Source organism: Acidimicrobiia bacterium, assembly GCA_016650365.1.
GTDB lineage: Bacteria > Actinomycetota > Acidimicrobiia > Spongiisociales > JAENVV01 > JAENVV01.
Genome location: JAENVV010000291.1, coordinates 22,756 through 49,593, shown reverse-complemented (window position 1 = coordinate 49,593; position 26,838 = coordinate 22,756). Strand labels below are relative to the sequence as shown.

Below are 26,838 nucleotides of genomic sequence, written 5' to 3'. Positions count from 1 at the left end.
GAGGATGACGAGGTACGGGAATCGGTCAAACCCTTCCTCGTCGATACCGCCTGCATCCCACTTCTCGTGGTAGCCGCCGATATCGCGTACTCCCGAGTCGGCCAGAAGGTCGTACCGACGGTCCATCTCGTCAACCGCCCACTTGAGGACCTCATTGGCCTTCTTGGGATTCGTGATGACCCGGGTCAGCAGATGCGGGACGCCGTTGTATTGGCCCAGCTCCACTCGTTTCGGATCCACCATGATCATGCGGACCTCGTCGGGATGCGCTCGCATGAGGATCGAAGTGATGAGCGAGTTCATACAAGACGACTTTCCGGCTCCGGTAGCGCCTGCAATGAGAACGTGGGGTAGCTCGGACAGATTCACGAGAGCGGCCCGACTATTGATGTCCATGCCGATCCCGACTGTCATCGGGTGGGTTTCGTCGTGAGCCTCCTGGGTACGCAGAATGTCTCCAAGCGTGACCATGCGACGCTTACGATTCGGCACCTCAACCCCAATGGCGGACTTGCCGGGAATCGGGGCAAGCAACCGAACGTCGGGCGTTGCCATCGCGTAGGCAATGTCGGTCGCCAGGTTCGTTACCCGCGAAACCTTGACGCCGGCAGCCAGCTCGATTTCGTACCGGGTCACCGTCGGTCCGGGGACGATCTTGGTCAACTTGGCATCGACCCCGTGCTGGCGGAGTGTTTCTTCGAGGTCGGCGGCAGTTTCTTCGAGGGCCCGCCGATTATGGCTCTCCGCCTTGCTTTCTCGCAACAGTTCGATCGGAGGCAATTGGTAGGCCTTGTCTGCCACCCGGTTTACCGCAGGAATCGCCTCTTTCTTGGCCTTCTTCACCGGCTCGGGCCGCGACTTTTCTGGCGCCGACGCCGGCTTCTTCAACTTGGGTCGATGGGCCGAAGGCGCTTTGCTCGCCACGTGACGGGGTCGTTGGGCGGGGGCCTTGTCTGGTAGATCAATCCTGAGGCCACCAGCCCAGGTCTTGAGCCGCTTGCCGACGGCCCTGAAGCCAAGGAACAGTTCGCGAACACTCGTTCTGGTGGCGAGAAGAATACCCATCGATGTCAGAGCGGATAACACGACGAAGGCGCCCCAGAATCCGATGACCCGGCTCATCGGAAAGGAAACGAGCGAACCGATGGCCCCGCCCCGCGCTCGAATGAGCTCGGCGTTGCCGAATAGTTCCACAGCTCCGGTGAGAAGGTGGAACAGTGACAACGCCCCGAGATAGGACACCGTGGTGCCAATACCGATCTTCGGGTAGTCGGTGCGAGGATTGCCGACAATGAGAATCACGCCTACCGTTGTGAAAAGTACCGGTATCAGATACGCCCACAGACCGAACGAGAACGTCAGTCCGGCGGTGATCCATGAACCAAACGGTCCGGCATTCCCGAAGAAGGCCAGGCCGATGAGCATGGCCAAAACGACCAGGGCTACGCCCCAGACATCGTCGGTTTGGGACCCCAGCCGACGCCTAAGCGACTCGAACAGGGAAGCCAGCGTGGTCCTGTTCTTGACCGGAGTTTTTCGTTTGTTCGTGGTGGGAGACACCCGTTTCCGACCGTTAGCCCCTGGACGGGTGGGTGTCTTCTTTGCCATTGGTTTTCACGATACACGGTTATGGCCCCTGCACCAACCACCTCCGCGCGATCAATCGCGCGGAGCGCGCGAATCAGGCGAGCGCCCAACCGGACCTATACCTCGAGGACAACCGGGATGACCACTGGCTTGCGACTCGTCTCGGCCCTGATCACCTGCTGGGCAGCCAAACGGACCGCCTTTTGATACTGACCAAGCTCCGACTGAGGGCTCAACTCGGAAACCGCCGCTCGAACCGCCTCGGCCGCTTTGGCGAGGATCGGGCGAGGGTCATCGGCAAACCCATGCGAATCGATATCGGGTCCAAGAATGACACTGCTGTCTGATCGCTGCACCCCGACCGTGACCACGACCACTCCATCATCGGAGAGATGCCCGCGGGCCCGCAGCACCGAATTGTTCACGTCTCCCGTACCGTCAAAGTAGACATAGCTGGCATCGACCGCCCGACGAGACACGATGGTTTTGTCTCCGACGATCTCGATCACGTCCCCATCCTCAAGAATGTGGACATCAGGCACCTTCATCTGTTCGGCCAGTTCGGCATGGGCGCGCAAATGGCGGTACTCACCATGAACAGGGACAAAGCTCTTAGGACGAATGACATTGAGAAATGTGGTCAATTCGTCGCGGGCGGCATGCCCGGAAACATGCACCTTGGCGTTGCGACCGTGATACACCCGCGCACCCGTCCGGTTCAGCTTGCTGATGACTTTCGAGACAGCTGCTTCGTTCCCAGGAATCGGTGTGGCCGAAATGAGAACGGTATCTTCCGGTTCAAGAGTGACCCACTTGTGACGCCCGGCGGCCATGAGCGACAGGGCCGCGAATGGCTCACCCTGACTACCGGTCGTGATGAGCAGCTGCTCGTGGGGGGGAAGTTTCATTAGGTCCTGGATGTCCATGATGTTCTCGGCGGGAATATCGAGGACTCCCAGCTCCGTTCCGACCGCCGAGACCCGGTGCATCGACCTACCGGCAAATGCCACTTTGCGACCGGCGGCAATCCCGGCATTGGCAATCTGCTGCACCCGATGGACGTGCGAAGCGAAGCAGGCCGCGACGACTCGACCTTCGGCGTGACTGACGATCTCGCCGATCTCTGACGCCAGTGACGTCTCGGAAGGGACAAAACCAGGGATTTCGGCATTGGTGGAGTCGGCCATCAACAAACGAACACCCTCGCGTCCGAAGTGGGCAAACTGTTGAAGATCCGTTGGGCGGCCATCGACCGGGGTGGGGTCAAGCTTGAAGTCACCCGAATGAATGACGAAACCTTCCGGCGTGTCAAATACAATCCCGGCCCCTTGGGGAATGGAATGCGAGACCGGAACAAACATGAAGCCAAACGGCCCGTGCTCAACCCATCGGTTGTCCTCACAACCGATGAAATCGGCCTCGACGCCTATTTCGTCGACCCGGCCTCTCGCCAGTGCCACCGATAGCTCGGTGCCATACACGGGTAGACCCGGGAACTCCTGAAGAAAGTAGGCGAGGGCTCCGACGTGGTCCTCGTGTCCGTGGGTGACGATGACGCATTCGACGTCTGTCTTTCGCTCGATGAGCCATTCCCAGTTCGGAAAAACCAGGTCAACACCGAGCATGTCCGCTTCGGGGAACATGAGCCCACAGTCAACGAGGGCGATCTTCCCATCATGTTCGATGGCGGCACAGTTGCGACCAATCTCGCCCAACCCCCCGAGGAATGTGATCTTGACGCTCACAGAGATTGCACCTTTCCCACAGCGGCAACCAACGTGGCAGTCGTCCCCGCAAGCGCTGGAAGCAACGGAAGACGGGGCGGACCCATCGGCTCCCACAGGGCCGACATGGCGCCCTTGAGAGGTACCGGATTCGGCTCCAAAAAACAACCTTCGAACGTCGGCATCAGTGCATCGTGAAGCCGGGTTGCCTCAGCCAGATCGCCTGAACCTGCCGCCGTCACCATTGCTTTGATCTGGGGCCCGACCAGGTGGCTTGCCACCGAGACGACTCCACACCCTCCCACCGACATTATGGGCAGTGTCATCGAATCATCTCCTGAGTAAATCGCAAAGTCCTCTGGAACCTGCTGTCTGGTTCGTGAGGAAAATCCCACGTCCCCGACGGCATCCTTGGTGCCGATAATTCGAGGATGTTGGGCAAGTTCGACGAGAGTTGGAATCTCGATGAGCCTCGCCGTACGACCCGGAATGTTGTAGATAAGCACCGGCAGGTCGGTGGCATCGGCAATGGCAGTGAAGTGGGCGATGAGCATCCGCTGGCTCGGCTTCGAATAGTAGGGAGTAACCGCCAATAGACCGTCGACGCCCAGATCAGCAGCCGCCTTCGATGCCTCGACCGAAGCGCGGGTGTCATACGTCCCCGTTCCCGCTATCACAGGGGCCTTGCCATCGACGGCCTCAACGGCCGCGGCATACAACGCCAGTTTTTCCGATGAGGTGAGGGTGGGCGATTCTCCGGTTGTACCGGTCACCAAGAGGGCATCGGAACCGTGCGATATGAGAAATCGGCACAACCGATGGAACTGGTCGTACTGCACCGAACCGTCAGAATCGAATGGAGTAATCATCGCAGTGACGACCGCTCCAAACGGGGCTTGCATCGATGTTCCGGTACCGGTTGGCATTGGTATGAGGTTACACGCATTGGCTCGAACTTCATGCGGGTTCTAACCCGCAAACCGCAACTAGGATTTCCCCATGCCAAATCCTTATGTAAAAGATGTCTCTGAGGCGCAATTCATGACCGAAGTGGTCGATCGCTCGACCCAGGTTCCGGTTCTTGTCGACTTTTGGGCGGAATGGTGCGGACCCTGCAAGACCTTGAGTCCGCTGCTCGAGGCCGCCGCCGCAGACTATGGCGGAGCGTTCGAGTTGGCCAAGGTCGACGTCGACGCCAACCAGGCGCTATCTCAATCAATGAAGGTTCAAGGCATCCCCACCGTGGTGGCTTTCGTCGGCGGCAAACCGGTCGGGCAGTTCTCCGGAGCCATTTCCGAGGCCGAACTTCGATCATTCATCGAACAGTTTGTGGGACCGCTGACTGATCCCGATGTCGAAGCAGCCCTCGACCTCCTCGATACCGGCGATGTCGCCGGTGCCGAAGCCGCCCTCCGCAACATCCTGACGCTTCGAACCAGCGAAGACGCCGCCAAGACTCTGGCGATGCTGTACATCGACACCGACCGTATGGAAGAAGCTCTCGAAGTACTCTCGACGCTGCCAGCCGACGAGGAGACCAAACGACTCAGCGCTCTGGCCGTAATGGCATCTGCGGGCGCCAACCTGGAAGAGTTCAGAGTGGCGTTTTCGGAGAATCCGACAGTCGAAAACCTGGTCTCGTACGCAAAAGCTCTAGCCGGGGCAGGCGAACCCGAACTTGCATTCGACGAATTGCTGGAGGCGATCGAGAAACGCGATGACGACAGTGACACAGCCCGGATGGCGATGATCGAGATCTTCGACATGCTCGGGAACGACCATCCGGTCGTCGGCATCTATCGCAAACGACTCGCCAACGCCCTCTACTGAGGGTTTCCCAAAGCGCGCCCGGCTTGGCTATTGTGCCGGACTCGGATTCGACCGACCAGTCAACCCTATGAAAAGGTTCCCACCATGCCATCTCAGTACGATGCCGCTCCGGCACTCACGATTGACCTCGACAAGTCATACACAGCCAAGCTGACCACCAGCCACGGTGATATCACAATCGAACTTGACGCGATCAGTGCCCCGCTGGCCGTCAATAACTTCATCTTCCTTGCCAGGGATGGTTTCTACGATGGGGTGATTTTCCATCGCGTCATCGAGTCATTCATGATCCAGGGTGGCGACCCCACTGGCACCGGCCGCGGCGGGCCAGGATACAAATTCCGTGACGAACTCGACGGAGGCGGCATGTACAGCCGGGGTACGCTGGCCATGGCCAATGCCGGACCCAACACCAACGGAAGCCAGTTCTTCATCGTCCACAAAGATGCCGGGCTGCCCAACGACTACACAATCTTTGGGAAGGTGCTTGAGGGGCTCGACACGGTCGACTCGATTGCTACGACCTCCACGGGGCCAGGCGACCGCCCGCACCAGGATTGTGTGATCACCGCAGTGGAGATCCTCGAAAACTAATGCGGTCCACATTCATGGTCCTGACCGCGCTGGTCTTGACCATTTTCGTGTCGGCGTGTGGCCCGTCAACCTCGGTTGAAGGCTATGCCTCCGACGGTGTGTCGACGTCAAACACTTTGGCAGCTGACGAGTTTTCGACGAGTTCATCGGTGCCAGCCGATTCGACAGACACCACGGTGCCGTCGGTACCGGCTCGTTCCCCAGCAACCATCCGGGAGGCGGAACGGTTGTCCTATGACAGCCCGCCGGCGCTCGCCATCGATCCCTCCGCACAGTACACGGCGACCATCACGACCAATCTCGGCGACATCGTGCTCGACTTTTTCGCAGACTCGGCGCCCCAGACCGTCAACAACTTCCTGTTTCTGGCACAACAGGGTTACTACGACGGGGTGATTTTCCACCGGGTCATACCAGGCTTCATGATCCAAGGCGGCGATCCAACCGGGACCGGGAGAGGCGGACCGGGATACTCGTTCGCCGATGAGCTAACCACTCCCCGAGCGTACAACCGGGGAATTGTGGCCATGGCCAACTCGGGGCCAAACACCAACGGGAGCCAATTCTTCATTATGCAAGAGGATTATGGTCTCCCCTATTCGTACACCATTTTTGGTGAGGTAACCGCCGGTATGGAGGTCGTAGACGCCATTGCCGCCATCCCCACCGGAGCGGGCGATCGGCCAACGACGGATGTGGTCATTGGATCGATATCGGTCACCGGCCCGTAACAATGCGTGTTCTTGCTCGCTTGAACGCGTAACCTGTGCCCATGGCTGAGTACTACCACACACAGGGAAAAGACCGACACGGGCCGATTGACCTCGTCGAGTTACAGGACCTCGTGACGTCCGGTCAGGTGAAGGGGACCGAGTACTACTGGACGACGGGAATGGCTGACTGGGCGACCATAGCCAGCTCCGAGCTGTTTTCAGTTCCGCACGATACCGGCATACCGCCGTCAGACGCGGCGAGCGATACGGTGGCAGAATCGACTTTTTCCACCCCGTCAACCCTGGCCGACCCTGCAGACCTCGAAAGCCTAAGCTCGATCGATCAGCCAACTGTTTCCACACCGACTGCCCGCTGGTCGCCAGATCCGGAGACACCGTCGACGACATCCATAGTCTCATCTTCAGCGACCGGCTCCGATCTCGGCACCGTGCAACGAGTGGCAGCCAAAATGCCCAAACCGCTTTGGCTGGTGATCAACGGCATCGTGACTGGCCTGTCGGGCCTACTGCTCGTGCTCGGGATTGTCACAATCCCCTTCGCCGTCGTAGTGATTTGGATGGCCGTCATGCTTTTCAAAGCCAACACATCGCTTGAGAACGCTCGACGAACCGGGTCGCTCGAGTCACTCGAGAAGGCGGCGAGCAATCTGAACACCTATTTCGCCATCATCACAATCATGACGGCACTGAGCATTCTCATAAGCGCCATCGTCTTCATCGCCATCGGCGTTTCGCTGTCGGACTTTTCGAATTTCTGAGCCACTAGCTCCAGAACCAAGCGAAGCTACTAACGAGCCAGGAGGCTGCGGTTCAGCGGTAGCTGTCCTCTTGTCCTTTGTGGGATTCGCCGTGGGAGCGACCTGGATCGGGATTGGCACAACCAATCTCGCCTTGTACTTCGCCGGCCTTCCGACCTCAGGGCTGTTCACCCTCTTCGGGTCCGAACTCGTGCTCGCCTGGCCGCTAGATGCACTGCTGTGGATATCGGCTGCCTGGATGGTCGGTACCCGGGTGCCCCCGAGCCGCTACCTCCGGGCCGTTCTCATCGTTTTGACCGCCGCCCTCATCTACGGGTTCACACTCAGCCAGTTTGTCGAACCGACCGGGTCAATTCTCTGAGTTCATAGAAGCGCGTCGAGGCCCAAGGTGACGGGATCGGAAAGACCGCCGACCCGGCGAATCGCCAACTCGATACCCTGGCCGAAGGCTGACCGGTCAGTCGTATCATGGCGAATCGTCAACGTTTGCCCGGCTCCCCCAAAGATAACTTCCTGGTTGGCCACGAGGCCGGGAAGCCGTACGGAATGGATTCGTACGCCATCCACATCGACGCCGAGGGCACCACTGGCTGTCTGGGAGACTCCCGCCCGCCGCTGGTCGGGCTGAGCAGCGCCAATCCGAGCGGCGGTACTGAGAGCCGTACCAGACGGCGCATCCACCTTGTGATCGTGATGCAGTTCAATGATCTCCGCAACGGGAAAGTAGGGAGCCGCCATTTCGGAGAACCGCATCATGAGGATGGCTCCGATGGCGAAATTCGGAACGATAAGACAGCGGGAGGTTGCGTCAATCCACATCCCGACTACCTCTTCAACCCGCTCCTCATCAAACCCGGAGGTGCCTACCACCGCGTGAACGCCCATGTCGTGCCACAGGGCCAGGTTGCCCATCACCGAACCGGGGGTCGAAAATTCGACAACAACATCGGCGTCGGCGACGCGAGCCGGATCTTCGATCAGAGCTTGATCAAATAGCTTCTCTCCTCCGTGGCCGGGAGCATACAACGGGCCAAGTAGAAGATCGGGGGCGGCCTCGATGACCGAGCAGGCGAGCTGCCCCATCCGCCCGTGAGCACCAGATACCGCCACCCGCATCATGTCAGATATTTCCTAAGATTGGATTCTTCGAACGGGCCTACTGCCCCGATAACCCGGGGGCCACCAAGAACCGACTGCGCAACATCGAGCACGTCCTGACCGGTGACCGCTTCGACCCGGGCAATATGCTCGGAGATCGAGATGTGTTCCTGGCCGGTCAATTCCCGCTTACCGAGCCGCACCATCCGGGAATTGGCGTCTTCGAACCCGAGAGCCATCGCTCCCCGCATGTTCGACTTGGCCCGGTCGAGTTCCTCGGCGGTAATTCCTACAGCCATCATCTTCTCCAGTTCGACGTTGACAAGGTCCATAACCGTCTCGGTTTGGTCCGGGGTCGTTCCGACATACACGCCCCAGGCGCCCGCATCCGCAAACGGCAGGGCAAAGCTGTACACCGAATAGGCCAGGCCCCGTTCCTCGCGAATCGTCTGGAATAGCCGTGACGACATCCCACCACCGAGAATGTGGTGCAGGACGTCAAAGGCAAACCGGCGGTCGTCTCCGCGCTCCAATCCCTTACCGCCCATGACCAGATTGGCCTGTTCGGTATCTTTGACCTCGATTTTTAGGGCCGAATCCCATTTGTGCTCGGCGAACTCGTGCGGAACCGCCGCCCCGCTCCATTCGCCAAAATGTCGACTGACGAGCTCAACGGCCTGTTCGTGCTCCACCGCACCGGCGATGGCGAATACCGTCGAGCCGGCTCCATACCGGCGTTTCCAATAGCCGACAATGTCATCACGAGTCATGCCGAGAATCGACTCGCGACTCCCGAGGATCGGCATATCCAAAACGTGCCCGGCAAAAGCTGCCTCGGTGAAACGCTCAAAGACCGCATCTTGAGCGTCGTCTTCTGACATGTTGATCTCTTCGATCACGACATGGCGTTCAGAGTCGATCTCATCGGCTCGGAAGGCCGGCTGTTGAAGCATCTCCCCCAATAGCTCCATGCCGTCATCAAGGTCATCATCAAGGAGTCGCGCCCAAAAACACGTGTACTCCTTGGACGTAAACGCATTTGACTCGGCACCCATTCGATCAAAGGAGCGGGAAAGTTCGATCGCAGAGACCCGTTCGGATCCTTTGAACAGGAGGTGTTCGAGAAAGTGAGAAGCACCGGCTTCGTTGGGCAACTCGTCCCGCGTGCCCGTGTCAACCCAGGCACCTACGGCAACGGATCGAATGCCGGGCATGGTCTCGGTGATGACGCGCAGACCATTCGGGAGCGTCGTAAGGTCGTAATACATGGCTCGCCATGATAGAGGCACTGTTCACCTCAGCGTCCACCACCGATCGGGACCTATGCCTCCCGTCTGGCCGACCCGCTCGATCGATGGTACAAACGGTCCGGGATAGCCAGGTTGGATGTACGCTCGGCGCGGGTAGTGGCCCGAAAACGGTTGATTGTGAAAGCGACCGATTCAATTTGACGCGCATGAGACAATGGGCGACTAATGCGCGACCGATCCATGCTTACCGAGATACTTCCTCCGGAGGAACGGGCCATCGAAAAGGTGGTCGAACGCTACCAACGGGTGGCACCGGCCGTGACCCGGTTTGCCAGGACGCTATGTGGCAACCAGGAGCTCCGGGTGCGGCTGGGGTCAGAGGCCAAGAGCTCACCAAACGAGATCGTCGTGAACCCGGGAATCTTCCAGGCGGCCTACTCACGGCGTGCCCCGGTCACGCCCGAAGAGGTTGCGCTGGCATCGGCCCTACATGAAGTCGTCCATCTGGTGTCGACCAACCTTGACGAACGGCGCCCGCTCCCGCGCCAATGGTTCGCGGAGAACGACGAGATTCCTGACGGCGAGTTCGACCTGCTCGATGCGCTCGGGAGAGCGGGTGGCGGCGCCGCCGAGGCACTGTTCTTCGCCCTGGAAGACGCCCGCCAGGAACGCCAGGGACTCAATGTCTATCCGGGCGCCCGATCGGTTCTCACCGATATGTACGTAGCCGCCCTCAGCCAGGCCCTCGCTGGGTCCAAACCGCTCGCCCAGTTCGGGATCGCCTGTTTCATGCTGCTCGGTGGACATGTTGACCGCGACTACCTTGAGAAAAAGACGGACGGCCGAGTGGCGGTGGCCCTCGCCGACGCAACTCCCTTCATCGAAGCGGCCGCAGAAAGTACCGACCCATGGGAAATCGGAACCCTCGCCTTGCAGCTCCTCAACGTCGCCAAACTCCACAAGATCGTGACACCGTCTTCGGCAACGGAGACTGCCGGGCAGAAGAAGACCCGCCAGGACGAGGACGAATCCTCGATCGCCGAAGGCGTCGACGAAGTCCGATTGCTCACGCCAATTCTCCAGGACAGCGAAACGTACGAAAGGACGCGTAAGGCGTCTGATGCCCGGGCTGGTGAATCCATGCGGCGGGCGCCGTCGGAGGTCGCCAGTCAGGAATCAACCGACCAGATCCTCAAGGTTTCTCAGGCGCCGACCGTGTATCTGCCTTCGGGTCAAGCGGGCAAGCTCATCGTTGCCCCATTCCCCGAACGGTTTCGGCAGTGGAGCCCACAGGGGCGTGAGAGCCTCAAGGAAGCTACCCGGCGATGGAACATGGCCCAGGGCCGGATTTCTGGAGAGCTGTTTCCGCTATTCGCGGCAAATCAGAGGCGCGGCCTGCAATCAGGCTTCGATGCGGGAGATCTGTCACCGCACGCCCCGCTCCTGCTCGCCGGCGGCCTCTACGAGCGAATGTACGAGCGCCGGGCCCGGCGCACCCGGAGGTCATACGCCGTGAGCTTGCTCATCGATGGCTCGGCGTCGATGCTCCAACCACGATCGATTGATGGTACGAGTCGCAAATCGCCATGGGGCCTGGCGGCCGCCACCCTGGGCGCCTGGTCGCTAGCCCATCTGTGTGACGAGCTACAGATCGACTTCGAGGTGGCCTTATTCAACCGCTCGTTTGCGGCAGAGCCCTTGGACACCGAATGGGAGTATTCTCGCCGCTCGACACGGACGACCAGCGGGCTGCGCCGGACGCAGGGTTCCAATGCCGACCGACTCGCCTCGACCGTCAACCATTACATGATCAAGTCGTTCCAACAGCGCTGGCGATCAGTAAGCGATGTGATGGCCGGCCTGTTTTTCTCAGCCGCCGATGCCAGGACCGCAGCCGAATATGCTCGCCGCGAACCCCGCCAATCTCCCCCGATCTCGATGTTCTCCAAAGGCGCCAACGTTGACGAGTTCAACGTGACTCACGCCGCCGAGCGCATGGCCCGCCTGGGAGCGACTGTGCGAGTTCTGGTGGTCCTCGCCGATGGGATGACCCGGGGCTCAAGCCATGAGCTTCAAGCCGCCGTGGCAAGGGCGGAAGCCAACGGGACCATCGTGTTGGGTATCGGAATTGGTGAGGACACCGTCGAGACGGTTTACTCCCGGTACCAAATCGTCGAACGGCCCGAAACGTTGGCCCGCTCGGTTATCGAAGGCGTGAAGGGTTCGCTGCGACGGACCCTCCACGCAGAAGGTTTTTCAAGTCGGACATTCTCGTCCGACTTCCATTGGAAGGAGACGACTCATGTCTAAAACGGTCATATTCAAAGATCCCACCGGAGAGGGCTCACCAATCGAGCTCGCCACCTTCACGGTGCCGAAGTCAATCCCCGATTACGAGCACCGTATCAAGAAGGTCCCGGATCCTGACCCACATTATGTGGACCTCGGCATGCTCTACCGGTTTGCGCAGGTCGAGAAGGTCCGTCGGGAAAGTTCCGACTCCTTCGTCCCGCTCCATGTCGCAGTACGTGGCCATATGGGTACGGGTAAAGATCACGACATCGAGCAGTTCGCAGCCCTGATCGAGCTTCCGTACTACCGCATTCCACTCACCGGCGAAGTTCGTGACATAACGCTGATCGGCTCGACGAAACTTCACGGTGATGGAAAAGGCGGAACGGAATCCCGCTGGGAGGACGGGGACATCACCCGGGCGCTGCGCGGACCTGCTCTCGTCAACCTCTCCGAGCTCAACGCCGCCGGAGCCGAGACGCTCTTTGCGCTGCACGGCCTCCTCGATCGTTATCAGGCGATCGACCTACCGAACGGTGAAAATGTCGAGCTACGCGACGACGTCCGCCTTTTCGGAACGATGAACCCGACCGACCTGCGGGACTACGCCGGTACCCAGACGCTCAACAAGGCGTTCGCCGACCGATGGGTTATCTGGCATAAGCGGTTCCCGAACGCCGAGCAGCTTCGGACGATGATCACCATGCGCTATCCGACCCTGGCCGATCCGTTCGTCGAAGCAATCGCCCGCCTCGCCAGCGAAATCAACGAGTCATTCGAACAGACCGACGCCGGAACCAGGGTTGAGACCCCGATGAGTTTGCGAGGCACCCTCGACCGGCTCCCGACCGGCCTACAAATGTTTTCGGACTCGGACGACCCGCTGCGACGCGCCTGGGAAGAGTTCGTCCTACCCCATGTTGATGAATACGACCAGGATCACTACGAGACCGTATGGAATGCCGTGGTGCGCAAGGGCCCATCGGAAAAACCGTATACCGGGCGAGCGTAGGGCGATGCGCAAATACGACACCGGGAACGAGGCCATCGACGCGGCCGTCGTGGCTCTTGTCGCCCAGGCCGGGGAGAATCCCAACCAGGACATCACTGCCGAGATCATCACCACGGCCCTCAAGCTCTATCGGGACGGCGCCACACGTGGTGACCTGAAACTCGTAAACACGGCTCTGAAAGAGATGCGCTATTCCATGCTCGTCTTTTCGCGTGATCGCGACCGGCCCAAGGTGACCATGTATGGGTCGGCTCGCACCGCGAGCACCACGATCGAATACCAATTGGCGAAACAGTTTGCCGAGATCATGGTGGCTCGCAGTTGGGCTGTCATCACCGGGGCCGGCCCTGGCATCATGGAAGCAGGTAATGAAGGGGCCGGGATGGACGCATCGTATGGCGTCAATATTCGACTTCCTTTCGAGTCGGAAGCCAATCCGTTCGTGTCGCCGGATCGGCTCATCAACTTCAAGTACTTCTTCACCAGAAAACTCGGATTCGTCAAGGAATCTTCCGCTTTCGCCCTCTTTCCCGGAGGGTTCGGCACGATGGACGAAGCCTTTGAGTTGCTCACGCTCATCCAGACCGGCAAGGCTGATCTGTATCCGATTGTGATGGTCAGTTCTGGCGAATCCAACTATTGGGCCAAATGGAACGAATTCGTCGTCGATGAGTTGGTGGCTTCTGAACTGATCTCGCCCGACGACCAGAATCTGTACCTCATCACCACCGATCCGACGACGGCGGCCGACGAGATCTGTCACTTCTACGCAAACTATCGATCCCAGCGATATGTGGACGGCAAACTGATGTTGCGGATCACCCACGGCCCGACCAGGGACCAGCTTTCAGATCTCAACGACCGATTCTCGGACATCCTCGTGTCGGGCAAAATCGAGACCGTCGAGCCGAGCAGCGCAGAGCTGCGGGACAACGATGATGTATCAGCCAGCCGACTTCAGCTTCACTTTGATCGCCGCCACTACGGGCGGCTTCGCTCGCTGGTCAATACCGTCAATGACTGGGTGGCGACTCCCGCGATCATCCACCCCGGCACACCCTTCACTGACGAACAGCAGGACCGACCGTGGTGACCATCTTCCAACGGGCCGCAGCCAATCCAGCTACCATATTCCTGCTTTGAGAGAAATACTTTCCGACCTGGTGGCCGAAGAACAGGCACTTGATCAGCTGTTACAGCGGATCAATCCGCGCGACTGGCACAAAAAGAAGATCCGTAATGGATGGACCATCCATGAATTGGTCAGCTACCTCTCCGAATCCGAACGGTACGCGTACAACGCCCTGGCCGAAGGAGGCTCTCAGCTCGTCGACTTCGAAACCCTCGGCGGGATTGAAGGCGTCCGCAAGAAGGCGATCAGGGTGGGAGACGGAATGCGCTCCCAGGACATCATCGAGGTGTGGCGAGGAGCTCGGGCGAAAGTCATCGAGGAACTCTTCCGAGCCAACCCCTCCGTTCGAGTGCCAACGTTCAACGGGACCATGAGCGCCCGGACGTTTGCCACCGCCAAACTTGTTGAGGCCTGGTCGTTCGCACTTGAGATCGACGAAACCATCGGTGCGGAGGAAGAGATGGAGGACACTCTGCGACTCCGACATGTCGCCTGGTTCGCCCTGGCGAGTCTCCCATACGCTTTTCGTAAGGCCGGCGTCGAATATGACGGGACGGTCAGGCTCGAAGTCATGGGCCCGAAATACTCCAAGTGGGTCCTGGGGCCACGCGACTCGGACCAGGTAATCCGCGGCCAGGCCTCCGACTGGTGCAGGATCGCCGTCGGATTCATCCAGCCCGAAGATGCTCCCACGATCAAGACCGAAGGCGACATGGCCGCCACGGCTCTTGAGCTCGTCAACGTCCAACTGTGACGTTCCCCCGGCTGATCGGGATGGTCCATCTGCGACCACTCCCGGGGTCTCCATCATTCGGTGGTGATATGGCGTCTGTCGTAGCCCAGGCACAAGCTGACGCCGTGGTTCTCGCCGAATCCGGTTTTGGCGGGGTCATGGTCGAAAACTTCGGCGACGCTCCCTTTTTCAAGGACAATGTTCCGGCCACAACCGTGGCGGCGATGACCAGCGCGGTTGACGCAGTCCGGCGGGTGGTCGATCTTCCTATCGGCGTCAACGTGCTGCGTAACGATGGCCTGGCAGCGCTGGCGATCGCGGCAGTCACGGGTGCGAACTTTGTCCGGGTGAATGTGCTCTCGAGCATGATGTTCACCGATCAGGGGATCATCGAAGGCCGGGCGGCCGAGATCGGACGTTTACGAGCCCAACTGTGCCCACAGATCGCCGTTCTGGCGGACGTCTATGTCAAACATGCCGTCCCCCCGGAAGGTCTGACGCTCGAGCAAGCCGCCATCGACCTGTGGGAGCGCTCAGGAGCTGACGGGGTCGTGGTATCGGGGACCGGCACCGGGTCGGCCACCGACCCGAAAGATTTGCAGCGGGTTCGGGTGGCGATCCCCGATGCGCCTATCTTCATAGGCTCGGGAGCCACGCCAGATTCGGTTGCCGAGCTCACACCGTGGGCCACCGGTTTCATCGTGGGCTCCGCCTTGAAAATGGGTCCCGTCACCGGGCCGGTTGACGCCGGTTTGGCCAGGGCGTTCGTGGCCGCAGCCCGCTAACCCTCCTTGGTCACGCTGAATCCTGTCTTGGCGAGCAGTCGAAGGAACGCCTGGGCCGGCTCTTTGAACTGGGCCGGACGCAAGACATCGTCGAATTCGTCCATGAACCGAACCATGGCCTCCACGATGTGCGATAACGAAACCGCATTGAGGTTCGAAGCATCTGCCCTTCCAAACGCCACCAACCGCGTACGGACGAGCCCACCGGACCGGGCCGCCACCATCGAAACGCCGGATTCGGTCACCTGACCGATCACCTCGTCGAGCTCGGCGGCATAGATCCATTCGACCCGATGCAACACCGTGTGAAGCACCTCGTGGCGGGTGAGACCAGGATTGAACACGGCTTCACCTTGTTTGACTTCACCGACTATGACATCGATGGTCTCAGGTACGAGTTCGAGGACGTCATCGTTGATGAGCAGCATGCGACAGTCGTCTTCGTCGTGAGGATCGGCGGCAAAGATCTGCCCGGGGAACCGCAGAGCGACGATATCGACGTCGGTGAGCGTTTCATACAGTCCGGATTGCGTCTTTTTCTGGACTTCCATTTCGCTCAACGTGAGATACCCATTGAGACGCAGGTAGGACTCGACGAGATTAACTGCAATATCCATGCGGCCATTGTGGTCGTCCCGGTCGCCAACCCGGCGGATCCTTCTACGATACGAGCATGGATCTTCCGTTCAGTCCTGCGACCTCGGCGTGGTTCGAGGCTTCCTTTCAGGCACCCACTGTTGCCCAATCGGACGGTTGGAAAGCCATCGGTGAGGGCGCCCACACGCTCATTCATGCCCCAACCGGGTCGGGAAAAACCCTCGCCGCCTTCCTCTGGGCACTCGACGGGTTACTTCACGCTCCGGTTCCTGCACGGGCTGACCGGTGCCGGGTTCTCTACATCTCACCGCTCAAGGCCCTGGCGTATGACGTCGAGCGAAACCTGCGAGCCCCCCTTCGGGGTATTCGCCACGCGGCCACCCGGCTCGAGTTGGGCGAACTCCCTGAAATAACCACCTCGTTGAGAACCGGTGACACGCCGGCGAACGAGCGCCAACGGATGCGGCGCACGCCACCCGACATCCTTATCACGACCCCCGAATCGCTGTTTCTGCTGTTGACGTCCGAAGCCCGCGAATTCCTGCGATCGGTCGAAACGGTCATCGTCGACGAAGTACACGCAGTGGCAGGCACCAAGCGTGGCGCCCACCTCTCGTTGTCATTGGAACGCCTCGAAGAGATTTGCCACCGACCACCCCAACGAATCGGGCTTTCCGCCACCCAGCGTCCGCTTGAGACCATCGGGAAGTTCCTGGCCGGCGGCGAGGTTACCGACGACATCTGGCGACCTCGGCCGGTGACGATCGTCGATGACATAAGCGAGAAGGAACTCGACATCAACATCGTGGTCCCGGTCGAAGATATGACCGCTCCCGCCCCGCCTGACGGGGAACCGGGCGAACCTCAAGACAGCCGATCGATCTGGCCGGCCGTGTATCCACGGATTCTTGAAACCATCAGGAAGAACACGTCAACGATCGTGTTTGCCAACAGCCGCAGATTGGCCGAACGACTGTCGAACGAACTGAACCGGATTGCCGACGAACCGCTGACCAGAGCCCATCATGGCTCGGTGGCCCGCGAGCAACGCGTCGAGATCGAGGAGGCCCTCAAGGGAGGCACCCTTCCGGCGGTTGTGGCCACCTCGACACTCGAACTCGGTATCGACATGGGAGCCGTAGATCATGTGGTCCAGGTGGAAGCACCCATCAGCGTGGCGTCCGGCCTTCAGCGAGTCGGCCGGGCCGGTCACCATGTCGGCGCCACCTCTGCCATGACCATTTTCCCGAAATATCGCGGTGATCTGCTGGTCAGCACAGTGGTGGCCGACCTTATGCGAAAGCGATTGGTAGAAGCTACGAAGATCCCCCGCAACCCGCTCGACGTGCTCGCCCAGCACGTCGTGGCCATGGTCGCCATCGACGCCGCCACCGTCGATGAGGTTTATGAGGTGGTCCGCCGGGCGGCTCCCTATGCCGACCTGGGTCGGGGACCCTTCGAAGCAACCCTCGACATGCTCGCCGGGCGGTACCCCTCCGATCTATTTGCCGAACTCCGACCGCGCATCACCTGGGACCGCGTGACCGGCGCGTTGGAAGCTCGACCGGGCGCTCAACGACTCGCGGTTCAGAACGCCGGCACTATCCCTGACCGGGGGTTATACATCGTGACGTTGCCCGAGGGAGGCAAAGTTGGCGAACTGGACGAGGAGATGGTCTACGAGTCCCGGGTAGGCGATGTCTTCCTTCTCGGGACCACCGCCTGGAAGATCACCGACATCACCCACGACCGGGTGATCGTGCTTCCGGCCCCCGGCGCTCCTGGAGCCAAGATGCCGTTCTGGCATGGCGATCAGGCAGGGCGTCCGCTAGCCACCGGCCGGGCATTGGGAGCGTTCGTCCGTGAAATCGGGGCGGCCGACCCGAAGGACGCCGGGGAACGCCTGCAAACCGAATATCGACTCGACGCCCTCGCCGCCAGGAACCTCGTGGCCTACATCACAGAAGAAAAAGAAACCGTCGGAGCGCTCCCCACAGACCGCACCATCGTCATCGAACGGTTCCGCGACGAGATCGGCGACTGGCGACTCGTGCTGTTGTCACCGTTCGGTGCCAAGGTTCACGCCCCGTGGGCGATGGCGCTCGGCAAACGGTTCGCCGAACAGTACGGCCACGATCCCAACGTCATCTGGGCAGACGATGGGATCGCGTTCCGGTTTCCCGATGCCGATGAGCCTCCCAACCCGCAAGACCTGCTCATCGACCCGGAAGAAATCGAAGCGATGGTGGTTGATCGGGTGGCCGAGTCCGCGTTGTTCGCCGCCCGGTTTCGAGAGGCGGCGGCCCGCGCCCTACTCCTCCCCCGCCGACGGCCAGGGAGCCGCACCCCCTTGTGGTTGCAACGCCGCAAGTCGGCTGACCTCTTGTCGGTCGCCCGCGAGTTCGGCTCATTCCCGATCATGCTGGAGACCTACCGGGAGATACTCCAGGACGACTTCGATCTCCCTGCCCTCATCGAGGTCCTCGGAGACATCCGCTCCCGCAGGGTTCGGGTCGTCGAAATGGATGTCGACGTTCCTTCCCCGTTTGCGGCCTCACTGTTGTTCTCGTTCATCGCCGCCTACCTGTACGAAGCAGACACGCCTCTGGCCGAGCGACGGGCAGCTGCTCTGACTCTCGACCGGGACTTGCTTCGGGAGCTTCTCGGGGAGGGTGAGCTTCGGGAACTCCTATCGGCAGATGTCGTGGCCACCATCGAGTTGGAGTTACAACGACTGGCCGACGGATATCGGACCAAAGGGGCCGAAGGAGTTGCAGACCTACTGCGAATGCTCGGACCCCTGACAACCACCGAAGTCGATGTGCGCACCGAAGACGCCGCAATTGAGACTCTGGCGACCCTTCAAGAGGCACGGCGGATCATTCCCGTCACCATCGCCGGCACGGAGCAATGGGCGATTATCGAAGATGCCTCTCGGCTCCGTGACGGTCTCGGCGTACAGATGCCTCCCGGGGTCCCCCACACCTTCCTGGAGCCGGTCGTCGATCCGCTCGGCGATCTCATCGGTCGCTACGCCAGAACCCACGGACCCTTCACGAACGAGCACGTTGCCCAGCGGCTGGGTCTGCCAATCGCGGTGGTCGACACGACCCTGCAACGTCTTGAGGCGGCCGGACGGGTCACGGCGGGGGAATTCCGACCAGGCGGGCGTGATCGTGAATGGGTGGACAATGACGTACTGAGGCGACTCAAGCGGCGCTCGTTGGCGGTGCTACGCAAGGAGATCGAGCCGACCGAGCCAGCCGCCCTCGCCCGTCTCTCAGTCACGTGGAATGGCTTGACGACCAGGCGTCGGCCGGGTGCCGGGCCGCTGCTCGACGCAGTACGCCGACTTCAGGGGGCGGTCATCCCCGCGTCGGTGTTGGAAACCGACGTGCTGGCCGGAAGGGTCGACTACTCCCCCGGCGTGCTCGATCAGCTCATGATGACCGGTGATGTGGTGTGGATGGGCCGGGGAACGCTGGGGAGCCGCGACGGCAAACTGGCCCTCTATCTGCGTCAACAGTTGCCGTTGCTGGCGCTACCTTCGACCGACGAGCCACTAACCGGCCAACTGCACGAGGCGATCCGCCAGCACCTCACCGATCGGGGCGCGTCGTTCTTTCGAGATATATACGAAGCGGTTGGGGGTGGTGACCCCTCAGAGTCCGTCGAGGCCCTCTGGGACCTCGTCTGGCACGGCGAGATCACCAACGACACCCTCGCTCCGGTCAGAGCCCTGTTGTCGTCTCGCCCCCGCAAAGCCGCCAAGGGCCGACCGTCGGTGTCCAGTTCGTTCCCACCGTCGTCGGCCGGACGTTGGTATCTCGTATCCGACCTCATCGGCAAGTTGCCAGAACCGACCGCCCGGGCGACCTCCTGGGCGGATCAGCTCCTCGACCGTCACGGGGTCCTGACTCGCCGGGCGGTGCTCGGGGAAGGTTTCCCCGGCGGGTTCTCGGCGCTGTACCCGGTGCTCAGCCACATGGAGGACATTGGAAAGGTGCGCCGCGGCTACTTCGTCGAGGGATTGGGTGGGTCACAGTTCGCCCTTCCAGGCGCCGTAGATCGGCTCCGCACCGACCCGGCCGACCAACCGATTCTCGTAGCAGCTACCGATCCAGCCAACCCGTACGGGGCAGCTATCGACTGGCCGCCCCACGAGCACGGCCAGGCTTCGCGGTCGGCCGGGGCATATGTGGTCCTGTCGGCAGGCAAGTTGATCGCCTACGTCGAGAACCGCAAAGTTCTCACGTTTACGACGGATGTCAACCAACTCGGCGCGGCAGCCGGGCAAATCGCTGAAGCCGGCCGGCGCAGAACCGGCTTGAGGCTTCTGACGTCCGACGATGAGCCGATCAGCCAAACCCCCCTGGGGGGCCTTTTGAAAGAATCAGGCTTCGTACTCGGTCACCGGGGCCTCACGTACCGACATGCCTGAGGGCGACACGATCTACCTGACGGCCGAACGGGTCGGAGCCGTACTTTCCGGGCAAACACTCACCGCCGTTTCGGGATCCTCCGGACCCATCCGGGCCAATTCCGCCCGGTTGACCGGCACTTCCGTTGTTGACGTCCGGAGCATCGGCAAACACGTACTTGTCGAGACCGACGCCGATCTGGTCATTCGGACCCATTTGCAGATGTCGGGTACCTGGGAGGTGTACGAGCCCGGCCGGCGTTGGCTCCACCCGCAAGGTGCCGCCCGGGTCGTACTGGAAACCGCCGCGGCGGTGACGGTGTGCTTCAGCGCTCCTGACATTTCCGTAGACACACCTCAAGCGGCACAAGTCGAACTGGCTCACCTTGGCCCCGACCTCTGCGCCGACGTTTTCGATCGCGACGAAGCGATCCGGCGCATGGCTGGGCCTTGGAAGGATACGCTCGCAGAGCACCTCGCCGATCAGCGGATCATGGCGGGAGTTGGCAACGTGTACAAGTCCGAGATTCTGTTCCTTGAGCGTCTACACCCCGAGGCTTCTCCGCTTCTGGAGTCCGAGGCAACCGAACGAGTCGTCGACCGGTCGCGTCAGCTACTCATGTTGAACCGACGGCGGCCCAACCGGATAACCACCGGCGAAACCCGCCGCGGCGCCGAGCTGTGGGTGTACGGACGGGGCGGTCAACCCTGTCGACGATGTCGCACCAGGATCAAAGCAGCCTGGATCGGCAACGCCGAACGCATCACGTACTGGTGCCCTGAATGTCAACAAGGTACCTAGACCGGTCCCGGGACGTCAGGAGGCGCCGGCCGGGGTGACCCTGACCGGTGGCCGACCGGTGCCACCCGGCGGTCTGTAACCTGGCCCCATCAACTCAAGGAGCGCCATGACAGTTTTTCGGGTCAAGTCCCGCAGTTCAGGTCGAGCGATACGGATCGAAGGAGCCACATTGAGCGCCGAAGGGAGCTGGTTGTCCATCAAGGCGGCCGACAAAACGACCATCGCCATCTTCGAAGCCGGAGCTGTTGAGTATGCCATTGACGAAACCGCCGGCCAGGTAGACGACACCTAGCCCAATCTCAACGATCTATCGAAAAGAGACCGGGTGGCTAGGCCGGCTTGGCCAGGCCCCGGAGCTGGGCAAACGTGAAGATTCCGGTGGAATGGCCATCCGGTTGAAAAACGAAGTTGATCCCATAACTGCCCACCAGCTGTGCGTCGACGATCCGGGTCAGACTCGGGGCCATGAGACGGAGCGGGTTGGGGTCCTTCGAGCGGCAGTCAGCGCACCCGCAGGCATTTCGAATCGACGATGCCGGCCAGGTATCGATCGCCCCGTCCGCCCACTCCATCGAGAGCGTGGAGCCTTCGCCGCCTACTTCTATCCGCACAGGTACATCCAAAGCCTGGCCAGACTACCGGTAGTGTGTCCCAATGGCAGAGCTGACGGTTCGACCGGGAAACCCGGATTTCCTTGATCTCCCTTGGGAGACCCCACTTGGAGACTGGGACATTGAACACCTGGTCGAGCTCCCGAAGGGAATCTCGCGCCATACAGTCCGGTTCGTTGCCTACGACGATGGGATTTACGCCATCAAGGAACTCCCTACGGAACCGGCCAAGCGGGACTACCAGATCCTCCGGGCGTTGGAACCGCTGTCGGTGCCATCGGTGACCGCGGTGGGTCTCGTTGAACGGCGCACCGACGACCCGACGGAAGAACGGTCGGCCGCCCTGATCACCCGGTACGTCGACTTTTCGTTCTCGTACCGGGAACTTCTCCAGGGCCCTGGATTCGGGACAAGACGCAATCAGATGCTCGACGCTTTCGCCAACCTCCTCGTCGAGCTCCATCTGGCTGGCTGTTTCTGGGGTGACTGTTCCCTGTCGAACGTTCTGTATCGCTACGACGGGCCGGCGATCGAGACGATCATGGTCGACGGCGAAACCGCCTCGATATACGAGAACCTCAGTACCGGACGTCGGGAGGAGGACCTCTCGATCATGGAGTTAAATGTTGCGGGCGGCATGGCTGATATCGCCGCCGCTTCAGGCACGGACCTTGACGTGGCAGACCTGGCGCTCGGCGAGGACATCTCAGCTCGATATCGGGGGCTCTGGAAGGAACTTACGACTCAGATCTCAATCGGACCTGATGAGCGTCACCACATCGACGAACGAATCGAGCGCCTCAACAGCCTCGGTTTCACCGTCGATGAGATCGAAGTTCGGCCAGACGAGCACCGGATGGTTGTTCGGGCCAAGGTAGTCGGCCGTACCTATCACCACGATCGACTTCGTGAGCTAACCGGGATCGATGCGTTGGAAAACCAGGCTCGCCAGATTCTGTCGGACGTTTACTACTACCAGGCAAGAATGAAAGGTCCGGGATCCACCGGGAAGTCGGTCGCGGCGGTGCGATGGCGGGTGAGCGAATTCGAACCGATGATGGAACAACTCCGCAAGACCGACGGGGTGCTGGATCCGCTTCAAGCGTTTTGCGACGTCCTACACCATCGCTATCTCGCTTCTCAGGCGGCGGGGACCGACGTCGGCACGCGACAAGCATATGTCGGCTGGGTGGCTGAAGGTCGACCCGGCTACGACGTTTCCGGTAATTCGTAACCGGTCCTACGATCGAACCGTGAAACGAATCAAGCCACTACCCGGTCAGGAGTCTGTCTGGGACTACCCCCGTCCGCCCTCCATCGTCGGCGACTCGCGGCGAATCATCGTCGAATACAACCGCGAAGTAGTCGCCGACTCGATCACAGCCGTGAAGGTGCTCGAAACATCGCATCCGCCGGTTTTCTATATCCCCGGGTCTGACATTGATCTGGCCTATCTGTATCCGACCACATCTACCTCGTGGTGCGAGTTCAAGGGTCGGGCCGACTACTGGACCGTGGCGGTTGGCGACCGGGAAGCCATCGATGCGGTCTGGGGATACCCGACACCCGTCGAGGCGTACGCCGAACTCGCAGGCCGGTTTGCGTTCTATCCATCCAAAATGGACCGGTGCACGGTCGATGGCATCGTGGTCGAGAGCCAGCAGGGTGACTTCTACGGTGGCTGGGTGACCCCGGAGGTCGTCGGCCCATTCAAAGGAGCACCTGGCACGCGCGGCTGGTAGCTACCTCCAGATGAGCAATCGACCGTCGGCGGTGCCGGCGGCAAGAACGACGTGGCCGGCGACTTCAACGGCCACCAGGTTGGTCGATAACACCCCGCCCAGAGGCAGGGTCATGACGACCTCGACCGAGTCCCCCACCCTCCTCAGCACTGCCAGCGCATCTTTGGGCGTGTTGGGCACGACCAGCTCAACCTGCCCATCACCATCAACATCGAACGCCACCGCCATATCGAGATTCCGGCTGCCGATGGTGTGCGACGAAAACCCTTCGAGCGAGGCCACCAGTTCCAGCTGCCCGTTGCGCATCGCGAAGTATTCGACCACCCCTCCAATGTGGGGGGTTCGCACATCGACAAGCTCAACCTCACCATTCGGACCAAAAGGAGCCGCGGCGATCTGGTGGCGCCAGCGACCCCCCTCACCGATCGGATCAGACTCGGCTACCAGGTCGGCGTTGTCGTCAAGCACCACCAACCGGGCTCCCGTTTCTGGATTCGATACCGTCATGATGTATTCGTCGACCTCGTCACCGTCGAGATCCGCGAACATCCCGACCATTCCCTCGAACACATCGCCCTCCAGAATCAACTCGCGCACCACCTCCTGAGTATCAAGCGACACAAATGCAACACCGGAAGCCTCGAACCGATCGCCAACCACACCGTGGTCATAACGATCGGTTGGATCGACCAGGACCCCGAGTCGCCGATCCGATGACAGCGTGAGCCGGCCATCGGTAACCGCATTCAATTCAATGCGCCGGTTACCCACCTTGTCGGTGACGATGACCGCCCCGTCCGACCCAACGAACGCCAGTCCACCTGACTCGAGGGCCAGAGCATTCGAATCGGGCGAACCGGAGGCGCCAGGCGGCAGAATCACCAGGACCCCGTGGCCGGCGACCAACGATGGTGGCGTCCCCGGAGCGGCCACCGCAAGATTCAATTCTCGATCAGAAACGCCGTCGGCGCCGATCGTGAAGCCGGATAAGGCACCCTCGGTATCAGCCATGACCAGGACAACGTCAGGGCCATCGGCGATCCCGACCAGCCAGGCAGGCACCCCCGATACGGTCTGCTCAACGTGGTCGTCAGGTTGTATGGACCCGACGCCCGTTACATAACGATTGCCATCGGCGTCGCCGTACGTGGTTGCAAATCGCAGTCCGGGCTCAATCAGCGACGCCTCATCGGGGTTGGTCGCCGGCACACAGGCAACGACTAGCAGGCAAGCCAGGGCTAGCCCCCGTCTAACCAAGTATGCCTCCGGCTCCGGTCACGCCGCCATCAACGGGAAGAATCACCCCGGTGATCCAGGTCGCTTTGTCGGAACACAGAAAGACAATGGCATTGGCGACATCCTCGGGGACACCAAGTCGCTTAAGCGGATGGGTCGCAGCCGCCGCCTCTTCGTTGGACTCCCACAACATTCGCGAAATGCGGGTTTTGACGACCGCCGGGGCAACTGCGTTCACCGTCACGGTGGGAGCCATCTCCAGGGCCAGTTGCCGGGTCGTGTGAATGAGCGCTGCTTTGGCAACGTTATAGGCACCGATTACCGGGGCTGGCAGGATCCCCCCTACCGACGCAACGTTGACGATCGACCCGCCGTGCTCACCCATCCACTGCTTCCACACTTGCGCCGCCCACAAAATGGGGCCGCGCTGGTTCACCGACCAGGTCTTGTCCATCGCTCCAAGATCGACGTCCGCCAGGTTTCCGGGAGCCGGATTGGTGCCGGCGTTGTTGACGAGAATGTCGCACGCGCCGAAGTGGGCGATCGTCTCGGCAACGGCTTCCCTGGCGCGTTCGGCGTCGTCTGCGGCAGCTACAATCCCGTAGATGGCCTCGCGGCGGCCCGTACGTCCGGCTATCTCCTCGACCGCTTCGGCAACGTTGTCTGCCTTGCGAGATGTGATGACAACTCCCCTGGCCCCCGAGTTGATGAGCTCTACAGCCGTGGCAAGTCCGATTCCTCGCGAACCACCCGTAACAATCGCTACCTTGTCATCTACCCGTGCGTCCATCGCCGATACCTCCAGGGACCGATCCTAAACCGACGAGTGTCACTCCACTTCGTGGCCGCCCCGAGGAACGCCCCCATATTTCATCCGGGTGTCTGCCATCGAAGCGGGGCGGGCGTCATCATCGAGGAGTTCGCAATCGAGCAATTCCCCGAGGAACAGCGTGTGGGTCCCACAATCGACGGCCTGGCGCACCGTGCAGTCCATCCAGGCGATGGCCTCCACGAAAATCGGGGCACCCGACGGAGCCTCCCGGATCGCCCACCCGTTGAGCGTCATCCCGTCTTTGACAGCTGGTTTGGAAAACTTGCGGAAAGGCGTCGTGTCGTCTGCCGACCACAGATTGACCGAGAACGACCCGCCCTCCGAGATCAAACGGTGCGTGACGGCCGTTTTGTCGACTCCCACCGCGATGAGGACTGGCTTCATGGACACCTGCGTGACCCACGACGTCGTCATGGCGTTCCACTCATCGCCCGAACGTGAACCAACCAATGCCAGGGCATTGGGGATCTTCCAGGTGATCCGATTGATGAGCTCGGCCGCCGCCATCACCCTGACCGCTCGGCGTCGGTGGTATCGTCAGCGGTCCTCGACAAGCCCGGCACCATCACCACCGGAATAGATGATGCCTGCATGACCTTCACGGCGACACTCTGCCAAACATCCTCGGTAAAGATCGGCCGGGTCGCCCCCATGATGATCAGATCGGATTCTCGCTCGGTAGCTGTCTCGATGATGGCCCTGGCAGGCGCACTCGAATCGACGAATAACGGTTGAGCAGCCAATCCTGCCGCGTCGAGACCGGCCAGAATAGGTTCGACGAGGCGCCGACCACGCTCCTCGACATACCGGGCAACTTGACGCTCCGATTCCGGACTCATCACGGCGTCAGAGAACGGTCGCCACTCCTCGGTATCAAGTTCCTCGAGAAATGAACGCGGCACTTCGATGCTGGTCATGACCGTGATGGTGCTGCCCGGAGACCACAACCCGGCAACGAGCTCTACGACTGCTGCCGGAGGAAGCGCCCCCGCAGTTGCGATGAGAATGTGCACGCCATCACCTTAGAGCGCACGATGGCGCCTCGCAGCCCACATCATACCCGCCCCGC

General features: G+C 60.9%; 26 protein-coding genes. 15 read left to right on the top strand and 11 right to left on the bottom strand.

Annotation, left to right across the window (positions count from 1 at the left end; translation table 11 throughout):
* From JJE47_16485 to dapA, 3 genes are all read right to left on the bottom strand, one after another.
* A partial coding sequence (locus tag JJE47_16485; protein ID MBK5269019.1) for a DNA translocase FtsK 4TM domain-containing protein occupies positions 1-1,608 on the bottom strand: 1,608 nt, incomplete at its 3' end.
* 95 nt (positions 1,609-1,703) lie between these two features.
* Positions 1,704-3,332, bottom strand: coding sequence for a ribonuclease J (locus JJE47_16480; GenBank protein ID MBK5269018.1), 1,629 nt, complete (start codon positions 3,330-3,332; stop codon positions 1,704-1,706).
* The gene (dapA, locus tag JJE47_16475) at positions 3,329-4,213 is read right to left on the bottom strand and encodes a 4-hydroxy-tetrahydrodipicolinate synthase (GenBank protein MBK5269017.1); all 885 of its coding nucleotides are present in this window, start codon (positions 4,211-4,213) and stop codon (positions 3,329-3,331) included. The genes JJE47_16480 and dapA overlap by 4 nt, the downstream gene beginning before the upstream one ends.
* 97 nt (positions 4,214-4,310) lie before the next feature.
* Between dapA and trxA the strand changes: the two genes are divergently transcribed.
* From trxA to JJE47_16450, 5 genes are all read left to right on the top strand, one after another.
* A complete protein-coding gene (gene trxA / locus JJE47_16470) occupies positions 4,311-5,141 on the top strand; it encodes a thioredoxin (GenBank protein MBK5269016.1) in 831 nt (276 codons plus the stop codon).
* Positions 5,142-5,225: 84 nt separating this feature from the next.
* Positions 5,226-5,735, top strand: coding sequence for a peptidylprolyl isomerase (locus JJE47_16465; GenBank protein MBK5269015.1), 510 nt, complete (start codon positions 5,226-5,228; stop codon positions 5,733-5,735).
* Positions 5,735-6,466, top strand: coding sequence for a peptidylprolyl isomerase (locus tag JJE47_16460; protein MBK5269014.1), 732 nt, complete (start codon positions 5,735-5,737; stop codon positions 6,464-6,466). The genes JJE47_16465 and JJE47_16460 overlap by 1 nt, the downstream gene beginning before the upstream one ends.
* 41 nt (positions 6,467-6,507) lie before the next feature.
* A complete protein-coding gene (locus tag JJE47_16455; GenBank protein ID MBK5269013.1) occupies positions 6,508-7,227 on the top strand; it encodes a DUF4339 domain-containing protein in 720 nt (239 codons plus the stop codon).
* A 91-nt stretch (positions 7,228-7,318) separates the two neighbouring features.
* A complete protein-coding gene (locus tag JJE47_16450; GenBank protein MBK5269012.1) occupies positions 7,319-7,588 on the top strand; it encodes a hypothetical protein in 270 nt (89 codons plus the stop codon).
* A 2-nt stretch (positions 7,589-7,590) separates the two neighbouring features.
* Here JJE47_16450 and JJE47_16445 read toward each other — a convergent pair whose 3' ends face one another.
* Positions 7,591-8,343 (bottom strand): 4-hydroxy-tetrahydrodipicolinate reductase, encoded by a 753-nt coding sequence (locus tag JJE47_16445; protein ID MBK5269011.1) that lies wholly within the window; start codon positions 8,341-8,343, stop codon positions 7,591-7,593.
* Positions 8,343-9,593, bottom strand: coding sequence for an insulinase family protein (locus JJE47_16440; protein ID MBK5269010.1), 1,251 nt, complete (start codon positions 9,591-9,593; stop codon positions 8,343-8,345). The genes JJE47_16445 and JJE47_16440 overlap by 1 nt, the downstream gene beginning before the upstream one ends.
* A gap of 207 nt (positions 9,594-9,800) precedes the next feature.
* Here JJE47_16440 and JJE47_16435 point away from each other — a divergent pair, with 207 nt between their 5' ends.
* The 5 genes from JJE47_16435 to JJE47_16415 are packed head-to-tail and all read left to right on the top strand — an operon-like array spanning position 9,801 to position 15,529.
* Positions 9,801-11,885 carry a hypothetical protein gene (locus tag JJE47_16435; protein MBK5269009.1) on the top strand — a complete coding sequence of 695 codons (2,085 nt, stop codon included), beginning with the start codon at positions 9,801-9,803 and terminating at the stop codon, positions 11,883-11,885.
* On the top strand, positions 11,878-12,879 hold the full coding sequence (locus JJE47_16430) for an AAA family ATPase (protein ID MBK5269008.1): 1,002 nt from the start codon (positions 11,878-11,880) through the stop codon (positions 12,877-12,879). The genes JJE47_16435 and JJE47_16430 overlap by 8 nt, the downstream gene beginning before the upstream one ends.
* Before the next feature lie 4 nt (positions 12,880-12,883).
* The gene (locus tag JJE47_16425; protein ID MBK5269007.1) at positions 12,884-13,972 is read left to right on the top strand and encodes an LOG family protein; all 1,089 of its coding nucleotides are present in this window, start codon (positions 12,884-12,886) and stop codon (positions 13,970-13,972) included.
* A gap of 46 nt (positions 13,973-14,018) precedes the next feature.
* Positions 14,019-14,765 carry a maleylpyruvate isomerase family mycothiol-dependent enzyme gene (locus JJE47_16420; protein ID MBK5269006.1) on the top strand — a complete coding sequence of 249 codons (747 nt, stop codon included), beginning with the start codon at positions 14,019-14,021 and terminating at the stop codon, positions 14,763-14,765.
* A 20-nt stretch (positions 14,766-14,785) separates the two neighbouring features.
* The gene (locus JJE47_16415) at positions 14,786-15,529 is read left to right on the top strand and encodes a BtpA/SgcQ family protein (GenBank protein MBK5269005.1); all 744 of its coding nucleotides are present in this window, start codon (positions 14,786-14,788) and stop codon (positions 15,527-15,529) included.
* Here the strand turns inward: JJE47_16415 and JJE47_16410 are convergent.
* Positions 15,526-16,146 carry a hypothetical protein gene (locus JJE47_16410; protein MBK5269004.1) on the bottom strand — a complete coding sequence of 207 codons (621 nt, stop codon included), beginning with the start codon at positions 16,144-16,146 and terminating at the stop codon, positions 15,526-15,528. The genes JJE47_16415 and JJE47_16410 overlap by 4 nt on opposite strands.
* Before the next feature lie 56 nt (positions 16,147-16,202).
* On the opposite strand from JJE47_16410, the gene JJE47_16405 reads away from it, so the two are divergent.
* The 3 genes from JJE47_16405 to JJE47_16395 all read left to right on the top strand — a co-directional run bounded on the left by JJE47_16405 (position 16,203) and on the right by JJE47_16395 (position 21,640).
* Positions 16,203-20,567: a DEAD/DEAH box helicase gene (locus JJE47_16405; protein MBK5269003.1), complete on the top strand. Its 4,365-nt coding sequence runs from the start codon at positions 16,203-16,205 to the stop codon at positions 20,565-20,567.
* The gene (locus tag JJE47_16400) at positions 20,560-21,348 is read left to right on the top strand and encodes a hypothetical protein (GenBank protein ID MBK5269002.1); all 789 of its coding nucleotides are present in this window, start codon (positions 20,560-20,562) and stop codon (positions 21,346-21,348) included. Before JJE47_16405 ends, JJE47_16400 begins: the two co-directional genes overlap by 8 nt.
* A gap of 106 nt (positions 21,349-21,454) precedes the next feature.
* Positions 21,455-21,640, top strand: a complete 186-nt coding sequence (locus JJE47_16395) for a hypothetical protein (GenBank protein MBK5269001.1) — start codon at positions 21,455-21,457, stop codon at positions 21,638-21,640.
* Positions 21,641-21,677: 37 nt separating this feature from the next.
* Here the strand turns inward: JJE47_16395 and JJE47_16390 are convergent, their stop codons facing one another.
* Complete coding sequence (locus JJE47_16390; protein MBK5269000.1) at positions 21,678-21,959, bottom strand: DUF971 domain-containing protein; 282 nt, start codon at positions 21,957-21,959, stop codon at positions 21,678-21,680.
* Positions 21,960-22,002: 43 nt separating this feature from the next.
* On the opposite strand from JJE47_16390, the gene JJE47_16385 reads away from it, so the two are divergent.
* Positions 22,003-23,193 carry a DUF4032 domain-containing protein gene (locus JJE47_16385; protein ID MBK5268999.1) on the top strand — a complete coding sequence of 397 codons (1,191 nt, stop codon included), beginning with the start codon at positions 22,003-22,005 and terminating at the stop codon, positions 23,191-23,193.
* Entirely contained in the window at positions 23,138-23,701 is a 564-nt protein-coding gene (locus JJE47_16380; GenBank protein ID MBK5268998.1) for a DUF427 domain-containing protein, read from the top strand. Before JJE47_16385 ends, JJE47_16380 begins: the two co-directional genes overlap by 56 nt.
* Here the strand turns inward: JJE47_16380 and JJE47_16375 are convergent, their stop codons facing one another.
* From JJE47_16375 to JJE47_16360, 4 genes are read right to left on the bottom strand one after another with little or no spacing between them, the layout of a single operon-like run.
* Positions 23,702-24,910, bottom strand: coding sequence for a hypothetical protein (locus tag JJE47_16375; GenBank protein ID MBK5268997.1), 1,209 nt, complete (start codon positions 24,908-24,910; stop codon positions 23,702-23,704). It abuts the gene before it with no gap.
* Positions 24,911-24,950: 40 nt separating this feature from the next.
* A complete protein-coding gene (locus JJE47_16370) occupies positions 24,951-25,727 on the bottom strand; it encodes an SDR family oxidoreductase (protein MBK5268996.1) in 777 nt (258 codons plus the stop codon).
* Between the two features lie 39 nt (positions 25,728-25,766).
* A complete protein-coding gene (locus tag JJE47_16365; protein MBK5268995.1) occupies positions 25,767-26,276 on the bottom strand; it encodes a flavin reductase in 510 nt (169 codons plus the stop codon).
* Positions 26,276-26,782: a universal stress protein gene (locus JJE47_16360; protein ID MBK5268994.1), complete on the bottom strand. Its 507-nt coding sequence runs from the start codon at positions 26,780-26,782 to the stop codon at positions 26,276-26,278. The genes JJE47_16365 and JJE47_16360 overlap by 1 nt, the downstream gene beginning before the upstream one ends.
* Positions 26,783-26,838: the final 56 nt, after the last annotated feature.